The organism is Streptomyces sp. NPDC042638 (assembly GCF_040647235.1).
In the GTDB taxonomy this organism is placed as follows: domain Bacteria; phylum Actinomycetota; class Actinomycetes; order Streptomycetales; family Streptomycetaceae; genus Streptomyces; species Streptomyces rameus.
Genome location: NZ_JBEZBT010000038.1, coordinates 1 through 18073, shown reverse-complemented (window position 1 = coordinate 18073; position 18073 = coordinate 1). Strand labels below are relative to the sequence as shown.

Here is an 18073-nt window from a genome sequence, read left to right as displayed (position 1 = left end):
GCCCGCCGGCCCCGGTCCGGCCTCCGGGTGGACAAGGAGACACCGCTGTGAGTGCAACCGGTACGACGACCGTGCCCGCGCTGCTCGACGAGCTCGCCCGCAACGGGATCCGGCTCCAGGCCGCCGAGGACGGCCGCCTGGAGGTCCGCGCCCCCCGCGGCCGGCTCACCGCCGGCCTGCGGGACCGGATCAGCCGGCACAAACCCGAACTGCTCGCCTGGCTCGCGTCGTTGAGCGGCGGCCGGCCGCCCGCCGCGGTCCTGCCGCAGGTGGTTCCGGACCCGGCCGGACGCCACGAGCCGTTCCCGCCCTCCGACCTCCAGGCGTCCTTCATGATCGGCGGCCGGGAGGGGTTCGAGTACTACGTCCGGCCGCACCAGTACTTCGAGTGGGAGCTGCAGGACCTCGACCCGGTCCGTCTCGAACGGGCGATGAACGCCGAACTGCACTACCAGCGGAACAATCTCGTGGTGGTCCGCGAGGACATGCGGCTGGAGACGGTGCGCGACCCGCGGCCCGCCGTGCTCGGCGTGCTCGACGCGCGGCACCTGGACGAGCGGGAGGCGGAGCGGGCGGTCGAGGACGTCCGGCGGGAGATGGCGGGCACCGAGCCGGTGCACGACCGCTGGCCCTGGGTCGACCTGCGGCTGAGCCGGCTGCCCGGTGGCCGCAGCCGGCTGCACCTGAACAACAACAACATCTTCAGCGACGCCCCGGCCACCCTGCGCTTCGTGTCCACCGTGCTGCGCCGCTACCGCGAGCCCGACTGGTCCCCGGCCGAACTGGAGATCGGGTTCCGTGAATGCGTACTGACCCTGGCCGAGCTGGAGGAGTCGCCGCTCGGGCAGGCCTCGAAGGCGTACTGGACGGAGCGCATCGCCGACTGGCCCGAGGCGCCGCCGGTGCCGCTGAACGGCTCCGATCCGCGCACCCGGTCCGATCTGCGGCGCCGCGAGATGCTGTTCGAGCCGGAGGTCTGGTCGGCGCTGCGGCAGAGGGCGGCGGAGCGCCACCTGACGACCACCAACGTGCTGTCCGCCGTACAGGCCGAGGTGCTGTCGTACTGGAGCGGCTCACGGCACTTCCTGCTCAACAACATGATCACCCACCGGCTGCCGCTGCACCCCCAGCTGCCGGACGTGCTGGGCAACTTCGCCTCGCTGTATCCGCTAGAAGTGGACTGGCGGCCCGACGAGCCGTTCGAGGCCCGGGTACGGCGGCTCCAGGACCGGGTGCTGGCCGACGCCGAACACGGCTACTGGAGCGGCGTCAAGGTGCTCCAGGCGCTCAACCAGGCGCGCCGTACGCCCGGCAGGGCCGTCTGCCCGTTCGCCATCGGCAGCGCGCTCTTCGTGGGCCCCCAGGACCGTCCGGTGGCCAGCCGGCTGGAGACCCCGCAGACGCTGATCGACTGCGAGTTCTGGGACCTGACCGACGGCCGCCTGTGGGTGGTCTGGGACGTCATCGAGAAGATGTTCCCCAAGGGGCTCATCGATGCCATGGAGCAGGGCTACCGCACCGTGGTGCGCCGGCTCGCCGCCTCCGACGAGGCCTGGTCCACCGTCGCCTTCGACCTGCTGCCCGAGTCCCAGCGCCGGCGGCGCGCCGAGCTCAACCGGCCCTCGTCACCGGTGCCGGCGGGCCTGCTGCACCACCCGCTGCGCGGCCGCGCCGCCGACCGGCCCGGACACCCGGCGGTGCTGGCGGCCGACGGGGAGTTCGACTACCGGGGGCTGCGCGAGCACAGCGAGCGGATCGCCGCGCTGCTGCGGGCCGGTGCCGCGCCCGGATCGGGGCCGGTGGCCGTCGTGTTGTCCAAGGGACGTCTCCAGATCGCCGCCGTGCTGGGCGTGCTCACCGCCGGCCGAGCCTATGTGCCGCTGGATCCGGGCTGGCCCGAGGAGCGGCTGCGCGCCGTCCTCGCCGACGCCGCGCCGAGCGCGGTCCTGACGGACGCGGCCGACCGTGCGCGGCTGGCCGCCCTGACCCGGACGCCGGTGCTCGACGTGGCGGCCCCGGCGTCGGACGCGCCGCCTTCCGCGGGCCCGGAGCCGGCGCCGACCGACCTGGCGTACGTCATCTACACCTCCGGCTCCACCGGCCGCCCCAAGGGCGCGATGCTCGACCACCGGGGGCCGCTCAACACCATCGCCGAGATCAACCGCAGGTTCGGCGTGACCAGCCGGGACGTGATCTTCGGCGTCTCCTCGCTCTGCTTCGACCTGTCCGTGTACGACGTCTTCGGTGCCGTGCACGCCGGCGCCACCCTGGTCCTGCCCGAGCCCGGCGACCCCGACCCGGCCGCCTGGCTGGCGTCGGTGCGCGCCCACGGCGTGACGGTGTGGAACTCGGTCCCGGCCCTGATGCAGCTGCTGGTGGAGGAGGCGGAGGCGACCGGCGCGCAGTGCCCGTCGCTGCGGACGGTGCTGCTGAGCGGCGACTGGATCCCGGTGGACCTGCCGGACCGCATCCGCGCCGTCGCGCCGAACGCCGCCGTGATCGGACTGGGCGGCGCCACCGAGGCCTCGATCTGGTCGATCTGCCACCCGATCGGCCAGGTCGACCCCGCGTGGGTCTCCATCCCCTACGGCAAGCCGCTGGCCAACCAGAGCTGGCACATCCTCGACGACCACGGGCGGCCCGCACCGGCCTGGGTGACCGGGCACCTGCACATCGGCGGTGCCGGACTGGCGCTCGGCTACCTCGGCGACGAGGAGCGCACCCGGGCCGCGTTCGTCGGCCACCCGCAGACCGGCGAGCGGCTCTACCGCACCGGCGACCTGGGGCGCTACCTGCCCGACGGCACCATCGAATTCCTCGGCCGGGCCGACCAGCAGGTGAAGATCCAGGGCTTCCGCGTCGAACCCGGCGAGGTGGAGCACGCGCTGACGGAACTGCCCTCGGTCGGCCGGGCCGCCGTGGTGGCGCACCGCACCGACTCGGGCAACCAGCTGGCCGCGTACGTCACGGCCGCCGAGGGCGGCCGGCCGCCCACCGCCGGGGAGCTGACCGCACAGCTCGCCGACCGGCTGCCGAGCTATCTGGTCCCGGCCCGGATCACCGTGCTGGACCGGCTGCCGCTGACCCGCAACGGCAAACTGGACCGCGCCGCACTCCGGGCGCGCGGCGCCGAGGAGGCGTCGGCCGCCCGCCGGTACACCGCGCCGCGCACCGAGCGCGAGGCGGTGCTGGCCGAGATCTGGGCGGGGGTCCTGGGCGGCGGGCCGGTCGGTGTGCACGACGACTTCTTCGACCTCGGCGGGCAGTCGTTCACCGCGCTGCGGGTGATCGGGCAGATCGCGCGCCGGCTGAACCGGCGGGTGCCGCTCGGCACCCTGCTGGAGCGCCGCACGGTGGCACGCCTCGCCCAGTGGCTGGACACCGGGGCGGAGCCGTGGTCCCCGATGGTCACGCTGCGCGACGGGGACGGCGTCCCCTGGTTCTTCGTGCATCCGGCCGGCGGCAATGTGCTGTGCTACCGCGAGCTGGCGGAACGGCTCGGCCGGCCGTTCCACGCCTTCCAGGCCCCGGCCGCCCCGCCCGGGACCATGGACGCACTGGTGGCGCCCTATCTGCGGGCGCTGCGCGCGGCACAGCCGCACGGCCCCTACCGGCTGGGCGGCTGGTCGTCCGGCGCCGTGATCGCCGCGGCGCTGGCCGAGCGGCTGGAGGCGCTCGGCGAGGAGGTGGAGCACCTCGTGGTGGTCGACTCCCCCGCCCCGCTCACCGCCCGGACCCCGGACCCGGCGGATCTGCCCGCCTGGTTCCTGGAGGACCTGGGGACCGGCTTCGACCCGCTCACGGCCGACGCCACCGCGCTCAAGGCGCTCGCCGCACCCGCGGACCCCACGCGGACCGGCGAGCTGCTGCACCGGGCCGCCGGGCCGGGCTGCACCCTCGGGCCGGCCGAACTCGCCGCCGCCTACCAGGTGTTCCGGCCCGTCGTGCTCGCCTGCAACGCTCACGCGGCGGGCCGGACCGGCGCGGACGTGACCGTGGTCCGGGCCGCCGACGGAACGGTCGGCGAGTTCGCGGACCACCCGTACGGCGACGACCCCGCCTGGGGCTGGGGCGCGCTCACCACCGGCCGGGCCGCGGCCGTCACCGTGCCCGGCACTCACCACACCCTGCTCACCGGAGAACTGGTCGGCGCCGTCGCGGACGCCATCACCCGGTGCACCGAGGAGGACGTTCCCCGATGACCCAGGACCTGCTGGTCGAGCTCCACCGGCGCGGCATCAGGCTGCGCCTGGTCGACGACCGCCTCGACGTGGTCGCACCGGCGGGCGCGCTCACCCCCGACCTGCGCGCCGAACTGACCGCCCGCCGGGACGAGCTGCTGGCCGTGCTGCGCGGGGTGCCCACCGGGACCGCCCGCCCGGCGCTGGTGCCGCAACCCGGGCTGCGCCACGAGCCCTTCCCGCTGACCGACGTCCAGCACGCCTACTGGGTGGGCCGCCGCCCCGCGGTCGAGCTGGGCGGCGTGGCCACCTACCTGTACACCGAGCGCGAGCGCGCGGGTCTCGACCCGGCCCGCCTGGAACGCGCCCTGAACCGGGTGATCGAGCGGCACGAGATGCTCCGGGTGGTCGTGCTGCCGGACGGCCGGCAGCGGGTGCTGCCCGAGGTCCCGCCGTACCGGATCGCGGTGGACGACCTGCGTGGGCTGCCCGGACCGGAACGTGCCGCCCTGCTCGCCGCGACCCGTGCGGCGATGGACCACCAGGTGCTGCCCACCGACCGCGCGCCGCTGTTCGACATCCGGGCGTCGCTGCTGGACGACGACCGCGTCCGGCTGCACATCGGGCTGGACATCCTGGTCGTCGACGGCTTCAGCATGTACGTGCTGTACCGGGAGTGGCAGCGGTTCTACGAGGACCCCGACTGGGCGCCGGAGCCGCTGCGGCTCTCCTTCCGGGACGTGGTGACCGCCGAGGAGGCGGCCCGGGAAGGGGCCGCGTACCGTGGCGCCGAGGCGTACTGGCGGGGCCGCCTGGCCGAGCTGCCGCCCGCGCCGTCCCTGCCGCTGGCCGTGCAGCCCGGGCAGCTGGGCCGGCCCGTCTTCAGCCACCGCCACGGCCGGCTGGCGGCCGAGCACTGGCGGAAGGTGAAGGCGGGGGCCCGGGAACGCGCGCTGACCCCGTCGGCGGTCCTGATGACCGCCTACGCGGAGGTGCTGCGGCTGTGGTCGCAGCAGCCGGACTTCACGGTCAACCTCACCCTGCTCAACCGTCCCCCGCTGCACCCGCAGATCGGCGAGGTGATCGGGGACTTCACCTCCACCACGCTGCTGGCCGACCCGGCCCGCCCCGGCGAGGGGTTCTCCGCGCGGGCCCGCGCGCTCCAGGAGCAGCTGCTGCGCGACCTGGAGCACTCCGCCTTCAACGGGGTCCGGGTGCTGCGCGAACGCGCCCGGGCGGACGGCGGCGGTCCCGGCGCGGGCATGCCGGTGGTGTTCACGGCCATGATCCTGACCGGCGAGGACGAGGACCCGGCGGCCGGCGCGGAGTTCTTCGGCGAGCTGGTGCACCAGATCAGCCAGACACCGCAGGTGTGGCTGGACCACCAGGTGACCGAGGAGCACGGGGACCTGGTCTACAACTGGGACGCGGTGGACGGGCTGTTCCCCGACGGCCTGCTGGACGACATGTTCGCCGCGTTCGGGCGGATCGTCGAACGGCTCGCGCAGGACCCGGCGGCCTGGGACGCCGTCACCCTCACGGACCTGCCGGCGTGGCAGGCCGAGGTCCGCCGGCGGGTCGGTGACACGGCGCGGCCGATCGCCGAGCGGACGCTGTACGAGCTGGTCGCCGACAGCGCCGGCCGGACGCCCGGCGCCACGGCCGTCGTCACGGAGCACGGCGAGCACACCTACGGCGAACTGCTCGGGCGGGCGCACCGGCTGGCCCGGGTGCTGCGGCGCCTCGGCACCCGGCCGGACACCCTGGTCGGCGTCGTCCTCGACAAGGGCTTCGACCAGGTGGCCGCGGTGCTCGGGGTGGCCGCCTCGGGCGCGGCCTACCTGCCCGTCGACCCCGGCTGGCCGGCCGAGCGGCGCCGGCTGCTGCTGGAGCAGGGCGAGGTCCGCGTCGTGGTCACCGCCGGCCACGGCACCGCCGACGGCCTGCCGGAGGGCGTGCGGGTGGTCACGCTCGCCGACGACGAGGTCCGCGCGGCCGACCCCGGCCCCCTGGACAGCGGTCCGGCACCCGCGGACCTGGCCTACGTCATCTTCACCTCGGGTTCCACCGGCCGCCCCAAGGGCGTGATGATCGACCACCGGGCCGCCGCGAACACCGTCCAGGACATCAACTCCCGCTTCGGCGTGGGCGCCGGGGACCGCACGCTGGCGCTGTCCGCGCTCAGCTTCGACCTGTCGGTGTACGACGTCTTCGGCACGCTCGCGGCGGGCGGCGCGGTCGTCCTGCCCACGCCCGGCCGGGAGCACGACCCGGCGCACTGGGCCGACTTGGTGCGTCGGCACCGGGTGACGGTGTGGAACTCGGTGCCGGCGCTGATGCAGGCGTGGACGGAGAGCCCGGCCGCCGCCCCGGGCGCGGACGCGCTGCGTCTGGTGCTGCTCAGCGGCGACTGGATCCCGGTGGCGCTGCCGGACGCGGTCCGCGCCCTGCACCCGGGCGCCGAGGTGGTCAGCCTCGGCGGCGCCACGGAGGCCGCCATCTGGTCGGTGTTCCACCCGGTCGGCGAGGTGCCGGCCGAGTGGACCCGCATCCCCTACGGCCGGCCGCTGGCCAACCAGCGGCTGCACGTCCTGCACGGTGACTTCCGTCCCTGCCCGGTGTGGACCCCGGGCGAGATCCTCATCGGCGGCGCCGGCCTGGCCCGCGGTTACTGGGCCGACCCGGAGCGCACCGCGGAGCGGTTCGTCACCCACCCGGAGACCGGCGAGCGGCTGTACCGCACCGGCGACCTCGGCCGCTACCTGCCGGGCGGGGACATCGACTTCCTGGGCCGCATGGACTTCCAGGTCAAGCTGAACGGCTACCGGATCGAGCTGGGCGAGATCGAGGCGGCGCTGCGGGCGAGGCCGGGCGTGGCCGAGGCCTTCGCCTCGGTGCGCACCAGCCCGCGCACCGGCCGCCGGCAACTGGTGGGGCACGTGGTCCCGGAGCCCGGCGCGGCGCCCGACGCCGGCGCGCTGCGCGCCGCCCTGGAGGAGGTCCTGCCCGGCTACATGGTCCCGCACCATCTGCTGACCGTGGACCGGGTGCCGTTGAGCGCCAACGGCAAGGTGGACCGCGCGGCCCTCGCCGACCCCTGGCAGGAGGAGGACTCCGGGCCGCGCGCCGCGCCCCGGGACGAGATGGAGCGGCTGCTGCTGAAGCTGTGGGCGCAGGCCCTGGGCGACCAGGAGTTCGGGGTGCACGACAACTTCTTCGAACTCGGCGGGGACTCCCTGCACGCGGTGCGCATCCTCGGCCTGATCCACGCGGAACTGGGCATCGAGCAGCAGGCCGAGGAGGACCTGGAGATGCTCTTCGACAACCCGACCATCGCCGAGCTGGCCCGGACGCTGGCCACACGGATCGGGCAGTGACGGCATGGCTACGGTGAACCGCGCCGAGCCGGTCTGGGACGACATCGTGGTCGGCGGCGGCTCCTCTGGCTGTGTCCTCGCCGCCCGGCTCGCCGAGCGGCCGGACCGGCGGGTGCTGCTGCTGGAGGCCGGCCGGGGGCGGACCCCGGACGGCGACCGGCCCGTGCTGTCCGGCGCCAACTGGGACCTGACGGCCCGGGTCGGCGACGCCGGTCCGCAGGGACGTTCCTGTCCGTACCCGGTCGGCCGGGGGCTCGGCGGGTCCTCGGCGGTCAACGGGGCGCTGGCGCTGCGCGGACTGCCGGGCGACTTCGACGGCTGGGCCGCCGCGGGCAACGACGCGTGGGGCTGGGAGCAGGTCCTTCCGGTGTACGCGGCGCTGGAGGCGGACGCGGACTTCAAGGGGCCCGGGCACGGCACCCACGGACCGCTGCCGATCCGCCGCACCCCCGCCGCGGAGCTGGTCCCGCTCGCCGGGGCGTTCCTGCGCGCCGCCGCCGCGCTCGGCCTCCCGGGGGCGGCGGACCTGAACAGCTCCGAGGGCGCGGTCGGCGCGGGGCCGGTCCCGCTCAACGCGGTAGGGCGCCGACGGGTCTCGGCCGCCGACGCCTATCTGCGGCCCGCCCTGGACCGGCCCAACCTGACCGTCTGGACGGACTGCGAGGTCCGGGACGTGCGGATTGCCGGCGGCCGGGTGACCGGGGTGAACGCGGTCCGCGCCGGCACACCGGTGACCCCGCGCGCCGGCCGGGTCACCCTGACCGCCGGCGCCGTCAACACGGCCTGCCTGCTGCTGCGTTCGGGCATCGGGCCGGCCGGTGAGCTGGCGGCCCAGGGCATCCGCCCGGTGGCCGACCTGCCGGGGGTGGGCCGCGGCCTGACCGACCATCCGATCGTCGCCCTGTGGGCGGTCACGGCGCCGGACGGCACGGACCCCGACCAGCCGATGCACCAGGTGCTCGCCCGGGTCAGCAGCACCGGGGCGGCGGTCCCCGACCTCAACCTGACGCTGGTGAACACCCTGGCCGGCCTGGAGGTGCCGGGCGCCGCCGCCGTGCTCCGCGGCCGTCCCGCGATGTCCCTGCACGCCACGTTGCTGCGGCCGCGTTCGCGCGGCGGGGTCACGCTGCGCGACGGGAAGCCGGTGATCACCCTGCGGCTGGCCACCGACCCCGACGACGTCACGGCGCTGATGAGCGGCATCCGCCGGGTCTGGGAGCTGGCCGGCCACCCGGAGCTGGCCGGACGTCTTGACCGGGTGCTGATGTGGACCGACCGGATGATCGGCACCGACACGCTGCTGCGCCGGGCCGTGACCTCCTTCGTCGCCCCGGCCTGGCACCCCGTCGGCACGGCCCGGATGGGCCCGGACGGCGACGCGGGCGCCGTGGTGGACCAGCGGCTCGCCGTGCGCGGCGTCCGGGGCCTGCACGTGGCCGACGCCTCCGTGATGCCCGCCATGCCGAGCGCACCCACCAACCTGACCTGCCTGATGATCGCCGAGAGGGCCGCCGCATGGATGTGCTGACGACGTCACGCCGCTCGGACTGGCTCGCCGTCTGGTCCCCCGCCCCCGCCCCGGCCCCCCGGCTGTTCTGCCTGCCGCACACCGGCGGCGGCGCGGCCGTCTACCGGCACTGGGCGCCCCGGCTGTCCCCGGACATCGAGGTGGTCTCGCTGCGGCTGCCCGGCCGGGAGAGCCGGTTCCGGGAACGCCCGTACGACCGGCTGACCGATCTGGTGCCGGCTCTCGTCGACGCCGTGGCCGGCCGGCTCGACCGCCCGCACGCCTGGTTCGGGCACAGCATGGGCGCCCTGGTGGCGTACGAGGTGTGCCGGGAGCTGGCCCGGCGCGGTCTGCCGCAGCCGCTGCGGCTGCTGGTCAGCGGGCGCCGGGCGCCGCACCTGCCGTCCCGGACCAGGCCGGTGCACGCCGCTCCGGCCGACGAACTCCTGGCCCACCTCGCGGAGTTGAACGGAACCCCGGACGAGCTGCTGACCAGCCCCGCGGTCCGCGCCACGGTACTGCCGCGGCTGCGCGCCGACTTCGCCGTCTCGGAGACCTACCGCTACCGGCCCGGGCCGCCGCTGGCGGTGCCGATCACGGTGCTCGGCGGTGCCGCCGACCCGGTGACGGACCCGTACGAGCTGCGGGGCTGGCGGGAACACACCCGTGCCGACTGCGCCGTACGGATGTTCCCCGGCGACCACTTCTTCCTCCACCAGGACCCGGAGCCCGTGCTCACCGCCGTGGCCCGGGCCCTGCTGCCGACCAGCCCGCCCCCCGCCGGAGGCCCGCGATGACCTCGCCCGACGACCGCACGTTCCCGCTGACCGATCTGCAGGCCGGGTATCTGGTCGGCGCCAGCCCGCTCATGGAGCTGGGCGGTTTCCGGCCCAACCTGTACTACGAGCTGGACGTGGTCGGCTTTGACCCCGAGCGCGCCGAGCGCGCCGTGCGGCTGCTGGTCGACCGGCACGAGCACCTGCGCACGATCGTGCTCCCCGAGGGCGAACAGCGGGTCCTCGGTCCGCGGGAGACGACGCCGTTCCGTCTGGAGACGATCGACGTCGTCGGCGCGGGCCCCGACCGGCAGCGGGCCGTGCTCGCCGCCACCCGGGAGCGGATGCGCGACGAGGGGCCGGACCCGACGGGCTGGCCGCTGTTCGAGATCACCGCGGTCCGGCTGCGCCGCCACCGGGTGCGGCTGCACCTGGCGATGAGCCTGCTGCTGCTCGACTCCGGCTCCACCCGCCTGCTGGAGCGGGAGTGGTGGCAGCTCTACCTCGACCCGGCGGCCGAACTGCCGCCGGTGCGCGGCACGTTCCGGGAGTGCGTCGCCGCGGCGGCCGCACGGGCCGGCACCCCCGAGCACCGGGCTCACCTGGACTACTGGGAGTCCCGTCTGGACAGCCTGCCGGAGGCGCCCCGGCTGCCCATGGCCCGCCGTCCTGCGGCGATCGATCCGGTCCGGCTGACCCGGCGCTCCTTCTTCCTCGACCGGGCCGGCTGGCAGCGGCTGCGCGCGGCCTTCCGCACGCACCGCGTCCTGCCGACGACCGGGCTGCTGCACGTGTACGCCGAGGTCCTCGGGACGTGGGCGGCGGCCCCCCGGTTCTGTCTGAACGTGCTCCACCAGAACTGGACGAACCGGCACCCGGAGGCGGCCGGCGTGGTCGGACAGTTCAGCGCCACGCTGCCCCTGGAGGTGGACCTGGGCGCCGAGGACACCTTCTGGGCCAGGGCCGCCGTGCTGCAGCGGCGGCTGTGGCGCGACCTGGAGCACGCGGACGTCTCCGCCGTGGAGATCACCCGTGAACTGGCCGCCCGCCGCGGCTGGACGACGACGGCGGCACTGCCGTACGTCTTCAACAGCATGCTCGGTCCCGCGCCCGACCGGCGGCCGGCTCCGGGCCGCCCCGTGTGCCGCACGGTCCACACGGGTCTGCGCACGCCCCAGGTGCTGATCGACAACCAGACCAAGGACGCCCCGGACGGCGGCGTCGAGTGCGTCTGGGACATGGTCGACGAGGCGTTCCCCGACGGGCTGCCGCAGCTCCTGTTCGACACCTACCGGCGGGTGCTGCAGGAGCTCGCGGCGCCGGACGGCGCCGACGCCGTGCCCGACCTGCTGCCCCCCGGGCACCGGGACACCGTCGCGGCGCTCAACCGTCCCGCGGCCGCCCCCGCGGGCCGGCTGGAGGACGCCTTCCTGGCGCAGGCGCGGCGGCGGCCGGACGCCCCCGCGGTGGTCGCGGCCGGCCGCACCCTCGGCTACGGCGAACTGGAGCGGGCCTCCGGCGCGCTGGCCGGCCGGCTCGCCGCGCTCGGTGCCGGCCCGGGCCAGGTGGTGCCGGTGGTGATGGCGAAGGGCTGGGAGCAGGTCGTGGCCGTGCTCGGCGTGCTCCGGGCCGGTGCGGCGTACTGCCCGGTGGACGCCTCCCTCCCGGCCGACCGCATCGCCCGGCTGACCGCCGCCTGCGGCTCCCCCGTCGTGCTGACCCAGTCCCACACCGAACCCCGGCTGCCCGACGGCGTCACCGCGCTGCGGGTCGACGAGCCGCTGCCGGGCGAGGCACCGCCGCCGGAGGGGCCGCGCGGCGCGCGGGACGTCGCCTACGTCATCTACACCTCGGGCTCCACCGGCACCCCCAAGGGTGTCGTGATCGAGCACGAGGCGGCGCTGAACACCGTCGTCGACGTCTGCGGCCGTATCGGGCTCGGCCCCGCCGACCGGGTCTTCGGCATCTCCTCGCTCAGCTTCGACCTGTCGGTGTGGGACGTCTTCGGCACCCTGGGGGCCGGCGCGGCCCTGGTGCTGCCGGCGGCGAGCTCCCGCCCCGACCCGGTGGGCTGGGCCCGCTGCGCCGCCGAGCACGGAGTGACGGTGTGGAACTCGGTGCCCGCGCTGGCCGAGATGCTGGTGGAGCTGATCGAGGAGGATCCCGGCCGGCACACGCCGCCGGTCCGTGCCTTCCTGCTCTCCGGGGACTGGATCCCGACCACCCTGCCGGGCCGGATGCGCCGCTGCCTGCCGGACGTGCGCGTCCTGGCCATGGGCGGCGCCACCGAGGCGGCCATCTGGTCCAATCTGCACGAGGTCGCCGAGGTCGATCCCGCCTGGCCGTCCGTCCCGTACGGCGTACCGCTCACCGGCCAGACCATGCGGGTGCTCGACCACCGGCTGGAGCTGCGCCCGCCGTGGGCCACCGGCCGCATCCACATCGGGGGAACCGGCCTGGCCCGGGGCTACGCCGGGGACGCCGAGCGCACCGCCGAGCGGTTCCTCACCCATCCCCGCACCGGTGAACGGCTGTACTGGACCGGCGACCTCGGCCGCTACTGGCCGGACGGCACCATCGAGTTCCTCGGCCGGGAGGACCGGCAGCTGAAGATCCAGGGCTTCCGCGTGGAACCCGGCGAGGTGGAGGCGGCCCTGCGCGGCCATCCCGGTGTCGTCGAGTGCGCGGTGTGCGCCGTACCGGCTCCGGGCGGCCAGCAGGCGCTGGTCGCGCTGGTGGTGGCAGCGGGGGGCGAGCCGCCCGCACCGGCCGCGCTGACCGCCCACCTCCGCGACCGGCTGCCCGCGTACCTGGTGCCGGGCCGGATCCACCTGGTCGACCGGCTCCCGCTGACCGCCAACGGCAAGGTGGACCCGCGGGCCGCGCTGGCCCTGACCGGCGACGCCGGCCCCGACGACGGCGGCACGGACCTGGACGACCAGGTGCTCAAGCAGCTCGCCGAGGTGTGGAGCGAGCTGCTGCGGGTGCCGTCGGTCGGCCCGGACAGCGACTTCTTCGCGCTCGGCGGCAACTCCCTGCTGGCGCTGCGGCTGGTGAACCGGATCCGGGTGGTGTTCGGCACCGAGCTGGGGTTCGGCGAGGTGTTCGAGGCACCGACGCTGCGAGCCCTGGGCGCCCGGCTGCAGAGCGGCGGACGGACGGCCTCGTGCGCGGTGCCGCTCTCCGGCGGCACCGGCCCGGAACTGGTGCTCTTCCATCCCGTGGGCGGCTCGGTGAGCAGCTACCTGCCGCTGGCCCGGGTCTGGCCCGGCCCGGTGCTGGGCTTCCAGCACCCGGCCCTCACCGGGGACGGGGACGCCTTGCCGGTGCCGGACCTGGCGGCGCTTGCCGCGGGGTACCGGGAGGAGCTGCAGCGGCTGCGTCCGCGGGGGCCGTACCTGCTCGGCGGCTGGTCGCTGGGCGGGGTCCTGGCCCAGGAGGTGGCCCGGCAGCTGGCCGAGCGCGGCCACGACTGCCGGGTGGTCATGGTGGACAGCGTCGTACGCGAGCACCGGGTGCCCGCCGACGAGACCGAGCGGCAGCTGGAGTTCCTCCGCGACCTGGCGGGCGGGCGGCTGTCCGACGCGGTGGCCGGCGCCGTGCGCGCCGTTCCGGCCGACCTGGCCCCGGCCGCCGCCCGGGACGCGGCCGTGGCCCACGGACTGCTGCCGGCGGAGGTCGCCGTCGCCGACCACCTGCGGCTGTCGGCCGTGCACGCCCGGAACCTGGCGCTGCTGGCCGCACACCGCCCGTCGGTCTGCACGCCACCCGCCCTGCTCGTCGTCGCCGACCGGGAGCGCCGCTCGGGCGACCCGGCCGCGGACTGGCGGGCGCTGTGTCCCGCGCTGACGGTGGTCCGGCGTCCGCGGGACCACTACTCGATCGTCTCTCCGGACGAACTCGGCCTGCTGGCCGAGCAGTTGTCCGCCTGGCTGAACGACGCCGGTCCGTCCGGCGGTACCGGCCCGGGCGGTGGAACCATCAGCACACCGGCCCCCGTTGTCGAAAGGGACAGAACGTGATGACCGACCCTCAGCCCGGCGAGGCCGTGGCCCGAGCACTGGGCGGCTCCTTCGCCGGAGCCGTACATCTGCCCGGCGCGGAGTCGTACGGCACCGAACGGCTGGCCTGGATGCGTGCCGTCGACTCCCACCCGGCGGCGGTCGCCGAAGCCACCGGCGCGGACGACATCCAGGCGGCCGTGCGTGCCGCCCGGGAGCTCGGGCTGCCGTTCGCGGTGCAGAGCACCGGGCACGGCGCGGTGCTCCCTTCCGACGGCGGACTGCTGCTGCGCACGTCGACCCTGAACCGGGTGGAGGTGGACCCCGCCGCGCGCACGGCGCTGGTCGGGCCGGGCGCGCTGTGGTCCGACGTGATCGCCGCCGCCGCGCCGCACGGCCTGGCGCCGCTGTCCGGCACCGCCTCGGTCGGTGCGACGGGATTCACCCTCGGCGGCGGGATCGGCTGGCTGTCCCGCGCCTACGGGTACGCGGCCGACAGCCTGCTCTCGGCCGAAGTGGTGTGCGCGGACGGCGAGTTGCGCACGGCGAACGCCGACGAGAACGGCGACCTGTGGTGGGCGCTGCGCGGCGGCAGCGGCAACTTCGGCGTGGTGACCGGGTACGTCATCCGCCTGTATCCGGTGCGGACCGTGTACGCGGGCGCCGCGTTCTTCCCCATCGAGCGCGGCGCGGACGGTCTCGCGCACTACCTGGAGTGGGTGCCGACCGTACCGGACCAGATGTCCACGGCCGTGCTGCTGATGCGCATGCCGCCCGGCCCTCCGATGCCCGAGCCGATGCGCGACAAGCAGTTCCTGTGCCTGCGGGTGTGCTACGACGGCCCGGCGGACGAGGGCGAACGGCTGCTGAAGCCGCTGCTCGACGCGTGGGGCACACCGCTGATCAACCACATCGCCGAGATGCCGTACGCCCAGTCCGGACCCGCGATCACCGGGCCGCCCCCACCGCCCATGGTGGCCGCCCAGGAGATCGATCTGTTCCACGAACTGCCCCAGGACGCCGTGGACATGATGGTGGCCGCCGGGGGCGCCGACTCCCCCGCGCCGCCCATGTCGACGGTGGAGGTGCGGCACTGGGGCGGCGCGATGGCCGCACCCGGCCCCGACGCCGGACCGGCCGGCCATCGTGACGTACCGTTCTCCGTGATCACCACGGCGATGGTGCCCGCCCCGGAGGCGGCCGAACGGGTCGACGGCTGGGTGCACGGGCTCGCGGACCGGCTGCGGCCGTACGCCACCGGCGGGACGTTCCTCAACTTCCTCACCGACGGCACCCGGACGCGCACCGCCTTCACCGACACCAACTGGGCCAGGCTGACCGAGGCCAAGCGCAGGTGGGACCCGGACAACTTCTTCCGCGTCAACCACAACATCCCGCCGCGCTGACATCCTCGTGCCGTGACCTCCGGTCCCCCGCTTCGTTCTGACGTTCTGGCGGAGCAGGGGACCGGACGTGCTCCCGGACACGGAAGGAGACGGGCCGATGGCGGGGCTCGCCAACACCGAGCAGGCACAGGCGTGGAACGGCTACGAGGGACGGCACTGGGCCGAACACCAGGACCGCTACGACGCGGTGAACGCGGGGTTCAACGAGCCGCTGCTGACGGCCGCGGCGATCCGGCCGGGCGAACACGTCCTCGACGTGGGCTGCGGCAACGGACAGACGACCCGGCTGGCCGCGCGCCGCGCCCGGCCGGGCCGGGTGCTGGGCATCGACCTGTCGGGGCCGATGCTGGCCCGGGCCGGCGACACGGCCGCGCGGGAGGGTGACGGCAACGCCTCGTTCGTGCAGGGGGACGCCCAGGTCCACCCGCTCCCCGAGGGCCGCTTCGACGTGGTGCTGAGCCGCTTCGGGACGATGTTCTTCGCCGATCCGGTCGCCGCCTTCGGCAACCTGGCCCGGGCCCTGCGTCCGGGCGGCAGGCTCGCCGTACTGGCGCTGCGCCGCATGTCCGAGGGTGAACTCGGGCCCGTGCTGGCCGCGTTCGCGCAGGCCGTGACGACGGAGCCGGCGGGCCGGGACGCGGCCGGATTCGCGCCGGTCTCGCTCGCCGATCCGGGCACGGTCAGCGAGGTGCTCGGCGAAGCCGGTTTCGCCGGTGTGCGCACCACGCCGGTCGAGGCCGACCAGTACTGGGGCCGCGACGCGGGGGACGCCGCGGAGTTCCTCGCCTCCTGGGGGCCGTTGCGCCACCGCCTGACGGCGCGTCCGGAGCACACCGGACGCGCCGTGCAGGCGCTGCGCGCCGCCTTCGCCCGCCACGAGGGGTCCGACGGGGTGCGGCTGCGCGGCGCGGCCCTGTTGATCCAGGCGGTGCGGCCGGTCAGTCCTGACCGGTGACGCCGATCACGTGCAGGTACAGCACGGCCGAGCCGATGCCGTCCACACCCACCAGCTGGTTGACCGCGTCGTCGTAGTAACCGCTGAGCCCCACCGACGACTTGCCGAGCCAGGTGGCGGTCAGCGCCAGGTTCTGCGCCAGGTGCCCGGTCTCCTGGAGCACCAGCCGGTAGGAACGCAGCCCGTAGTGCAGCCGCTGGTAGGTCAGGTCGCCGACGGTGAGGATCCACAGCGGGCAGCGCGACGCGTCCACGTTCCCGCCCGCCTTCGGCGGGGTGAGCACGTCCGGGTCGGTGGCCGGCGCGCAGCGCTGGAGCTCCGCGGAGATGTCCTCCGTGCCGAGCAGTTCCAGCGCGTGCCCGTCGGGCTCGTAGCGGTAGGTACCGCGGGGCAGGCCCGTGACGTCGTGGCAGTACAGCACCAGCTGCAGCGGGTAGCGGGTGCCGCCGCTCGGATAGGGACGGACCCGGTAGGAGAGTTCCGGGCTCATCTGCTTCACGGCGGTCACCGCGGCCGAGTGGTGGAGCAGGGTGGACAGTTCGGCCAGGGTCAGCGGGCCGCGGTAGCTGCCGTAGCCGCTGCGCCGGGCGAGCAGCACCTCCGGCAGGGCGGGACCTGCGGGCGGCGCCTGCGGCTCGGGCAGCGGGACGGTCTCCAGCACCGGCCCGAGGGGGTGCCGTCCGCCGGTCTCCGCCTGGACCAGGTCGGGCCGCTGGTCCTGGAGCCGGACCCCGATGTACTTGCTGTCCTCGTGGTAGCGGCGGTCCACGGCGTCGGGGCCGTCGGCGAAGTACGGCTCCCGGGGTCCGGGCAGTGCGGCCAGCGAGGCGATCCACGCCGTGTACGCGCGTTCCTCGGCGCTGAGACCGAGCTGGCGGCCGGTCAGCTCGGCGGCCCGGTGCAGGGTGTCGGTGCCGGTGCGGCCGACGCGGGCCAGGGTGTCGCGCCAGGTGGCGAGCCGGCCCCCCGGGGCGCGCAGTTCGCCGGTGACCCGGTCGTGGCGGCGGAGCCACTCGGCCTGGTCGCGGTGGAAGTCCGTCTCGGCCCCGCGTCGGCCGCGGTCCGTCTCTGCCGGGGTGCCCTGCCGCCGGGCGTGCGCACGCAGCCAGCGCAGCCGGGCCAGCGGGTCGGCACCGGCGGTGTCGGCGGCGGCGAGCAGCAGGTCGGCGGCGGCGCGCAGCCGTTTGGGACGGGACCGGGTCGCGGCGATGACCTCGACCGCGAGCGCGGTGGCGGCCGTCAGATGCGCCTCGGGCCAGGCGTCGGCGACGGGCCAGTCGGTCCGCGTGACCTGCCCGCCGGGGGCCGTGGAGACGGCGGCCGTGAGGTGCTCGCTCAGGTCGGTGACCGGTTTCTCACCGTCGCCGAGCACGGCGATGACCAGGCCGTGCGGTGTCCGGTCCACCGCCCAGCCGGTGATCGCGCCCGCCACGAGCGCGTCATCGGCCCAGGGCCGGACCAGGCCGACGAGGAGTTCCTCCGGATCGCCGCCGCTGACCGCGAGGCAGTACCAGGCTGCGGGTCCGGTGCCGCCGCCGTCCTGGAGGGCGCCCGCCCGGGGGGTCCCGGCCCCGGGCGCGCCCGCCGCCGGGGCGCCTGTCCATGAGGCGCCTCTCTGTGACGTGCCCACCGCGGACACGCCCGGCTGGGACACACCCGTCCGGAGCGCGCCCGCCTGAGGCATGGGCACCTGGGGCATGCCCGCCTGAGGCGTGACCGTCTGAGGCGCGCCCGCCTGAGGCGTGACTGCCTCGGGCATGCCCGCCTGGAGCGTGGCCGTCTGAGGCGCGCCCGCCTGGGACGTGCCCGCCTGGAGCGCGCCCGCCTGAGGCGTGACTGCCTCGGGCATGCCCGCCTGGAGCGTGGCCGT

The 18073-nt window shown here is 75.6% G+C and carries 9 protein-coding genes; 8 read left to right on the top strand and 1 reads right to left on the bottom strand.

The window, feature by feature from the left end; genetic code table 11:
- Nucleotides 1–47: 47 nt before the first annotated feature.
- The 7 genes from AB0B40_RS26355 (at nucleotide 48) to AB0B40_RS26325 (ending at nucleotide 16203) form a co-directional block, all read left to right on the top strand.
- Nucleotides 48–4202 (top strand): amino acid adenylation domain-containing protein, encoded by a 4155-nt coding sequence (locus AB0B40_RS26355; RefSeq protein WP_362265886.1) that lies wholly within the window; start codon nucleotides 48–50, stop codon nucleotides 4200–4202.
- Nucleotides 4199–7558, top strand: coding sequence for an amino acid adenylation domain-containing protein (locus tag AB0B40_RS26350; protein WP_362265884.1), 3360 nt, complete (start codon nucleotides 4199–4201; stop codon nucleotides 7556–7558). The genes AB0B40_RS26355 and AB0B40_RS26350 overlap by 4 nt, the downstream gene beginning before the upstream one ends.
- Nucleotides 7559–7562: 4 nt before the next feature.
- Nucleotides 7563–9086 (top strand): GMC family oxidoreductase N-terminal domain-containing protein, encoded by a 1524-nt coding sequence (locus AB0B40_RS26345; protein ID WP_345054358.1) that lies wholly within the window; start codon nucleotides 7563–7565, stop codon nucleotides 9084–9086.
- A complete protein-coding gene (locus AB0B40_RS26340; protein WP_345054355.1) occupies nucleotides 9074–9862 on the top strand; it encodes an alpha/beta fold hydrolase in 789 nt (262 codons plus the stop codon). Before AB0B40_RS26345 ends, AB0B40_RS26340 begins: the two co-directional genes overlap by 13 nt.
- Entirely contained in the window at nucleotides 9859–13863 is a 4005-nt protein-coding gene (locus tag AB0B40_RS26335) for an amino acid adenylation domain-containing protein (protein ID WP_362265881.1), read from the top strand. Before AB0B40_RS26340 ends, AB0B40_RS26335 begins: the two co-directional genes overlap by 4 nt.
- Nucleotides 13863–15248: an FAD-binding protein gene (locus tag AB0B40_RS26330; protein WP_345054350.1), complete on the top strand. Its 1386-nt coding sequence runs from the start codon at nucleotides 13863–13865 to the stop codon at nucleotides 15246–15248. Before AB0B40_RS26335 ends, AB0B40_RS26330 begins: the two co-directional genes overlap by 1 nt.
- 97 nt (nucleotides 15249–15345) lie before the next feature.
- On the top strand, nucleotides 15346–16203 hold the full coding sequence (locus AB0B40_RS26325) for a class I SAM-dependent methyltransferase (protein WP_362265879.1): 858 nt from the start codon (nucleotides 15346–15348) through the stop codon (nucleotides 16201–16203).
- Here the strand turns inward: AB0B40_RS26325 and AB0B40_RS26320 are convergent.
- Nucleotides 16187–17887 (bottom strand): SagB family peptide dehydrogenase, encoded by a 1701-nt coding sequence (locus tag AB0B40_RS26320; protein ID WP_362265922.1) that lies wholly within the window; start codon nucleotides 17885–17887, stop codon nucleotides 16187–16189. The two genes, AB0B40_RS26325 and AB0B40_RS26320, sit on opposite strands and share 17 nt — an antisense overlap.
- Between AB0B40_RS26320 and AB0B40_RS26315 the strand changes: the two genes are divergently transcribed.
- Nucleotides 17849–18073 (top strand): pentapeptide repeat-containing protein (locus AB0B40_RS26315; RefSeq protein WP_362265920.1); only part of this gene is annotated, 225 nt, incomplete at its 3' end. The two genes, AB0B40_RS26320 and AB0B40_RS26315, sit on opposite strands and share 39 nt — an antisense overlap.

What these genes read in the sequence shown, in the direction of transcription:
- AB0B40_RS26350 (WP_362265884.1), top strand. Translation starts at nt 4,199, where the DNA reads ATGACCCAGGACCTGCTGGTCGAGCTCCACCGGCGCGGCATCAGGCTG.
- AB0B40_RS26345 (WP_345054358.1), top strand. Translation starts at nt 7,563, where the DNA reads ATGGCTACGGTGAACCGCGCCGAGCCGGTCTGGGACGACATCGTGGTC.
- AB0B40_RS26340 (WP_345054355.1), top strand. Translation starts at nt 9,074, where the DNA reads ATGGATGTGCTGACGACGTCACGCCGCTCGGACTGGCTCGCCGTCTGG.
- AB0B40_RS26335 (WP_362265881.1), top strand. Translation starts at nt 9,859, where the DNA reads ATGACCTCGCCCGACGACCGCACGTTCCCGCTGACCGATCTGCAGGCC.
- AB0B40_RS26330 (WP_345054350.1), top strand. Translation starts at nt 13,863, where the DNA reads ATGACCGACCCTCAGCCCGGCGAGGCCGTGGCCCGAGCACTGGGCGGC.
- AB0B40_RS26325 (WP_362265879.1), top strand. Translation starts at nt 15,346, where the DNA reads ATGGCGGGGCTCGCCAACACCGAGCAGGCACAGGCGTGGAACGGCTAC.
- AB0B40_RS26320 (WP_362265922.1), bottom strand. Translation starts at nt 17,887, where the DNA reads ATGCCTCAGGCGGGCGCGCTCCGGACGGGTGTGTCCCAGCCGGGCGTG.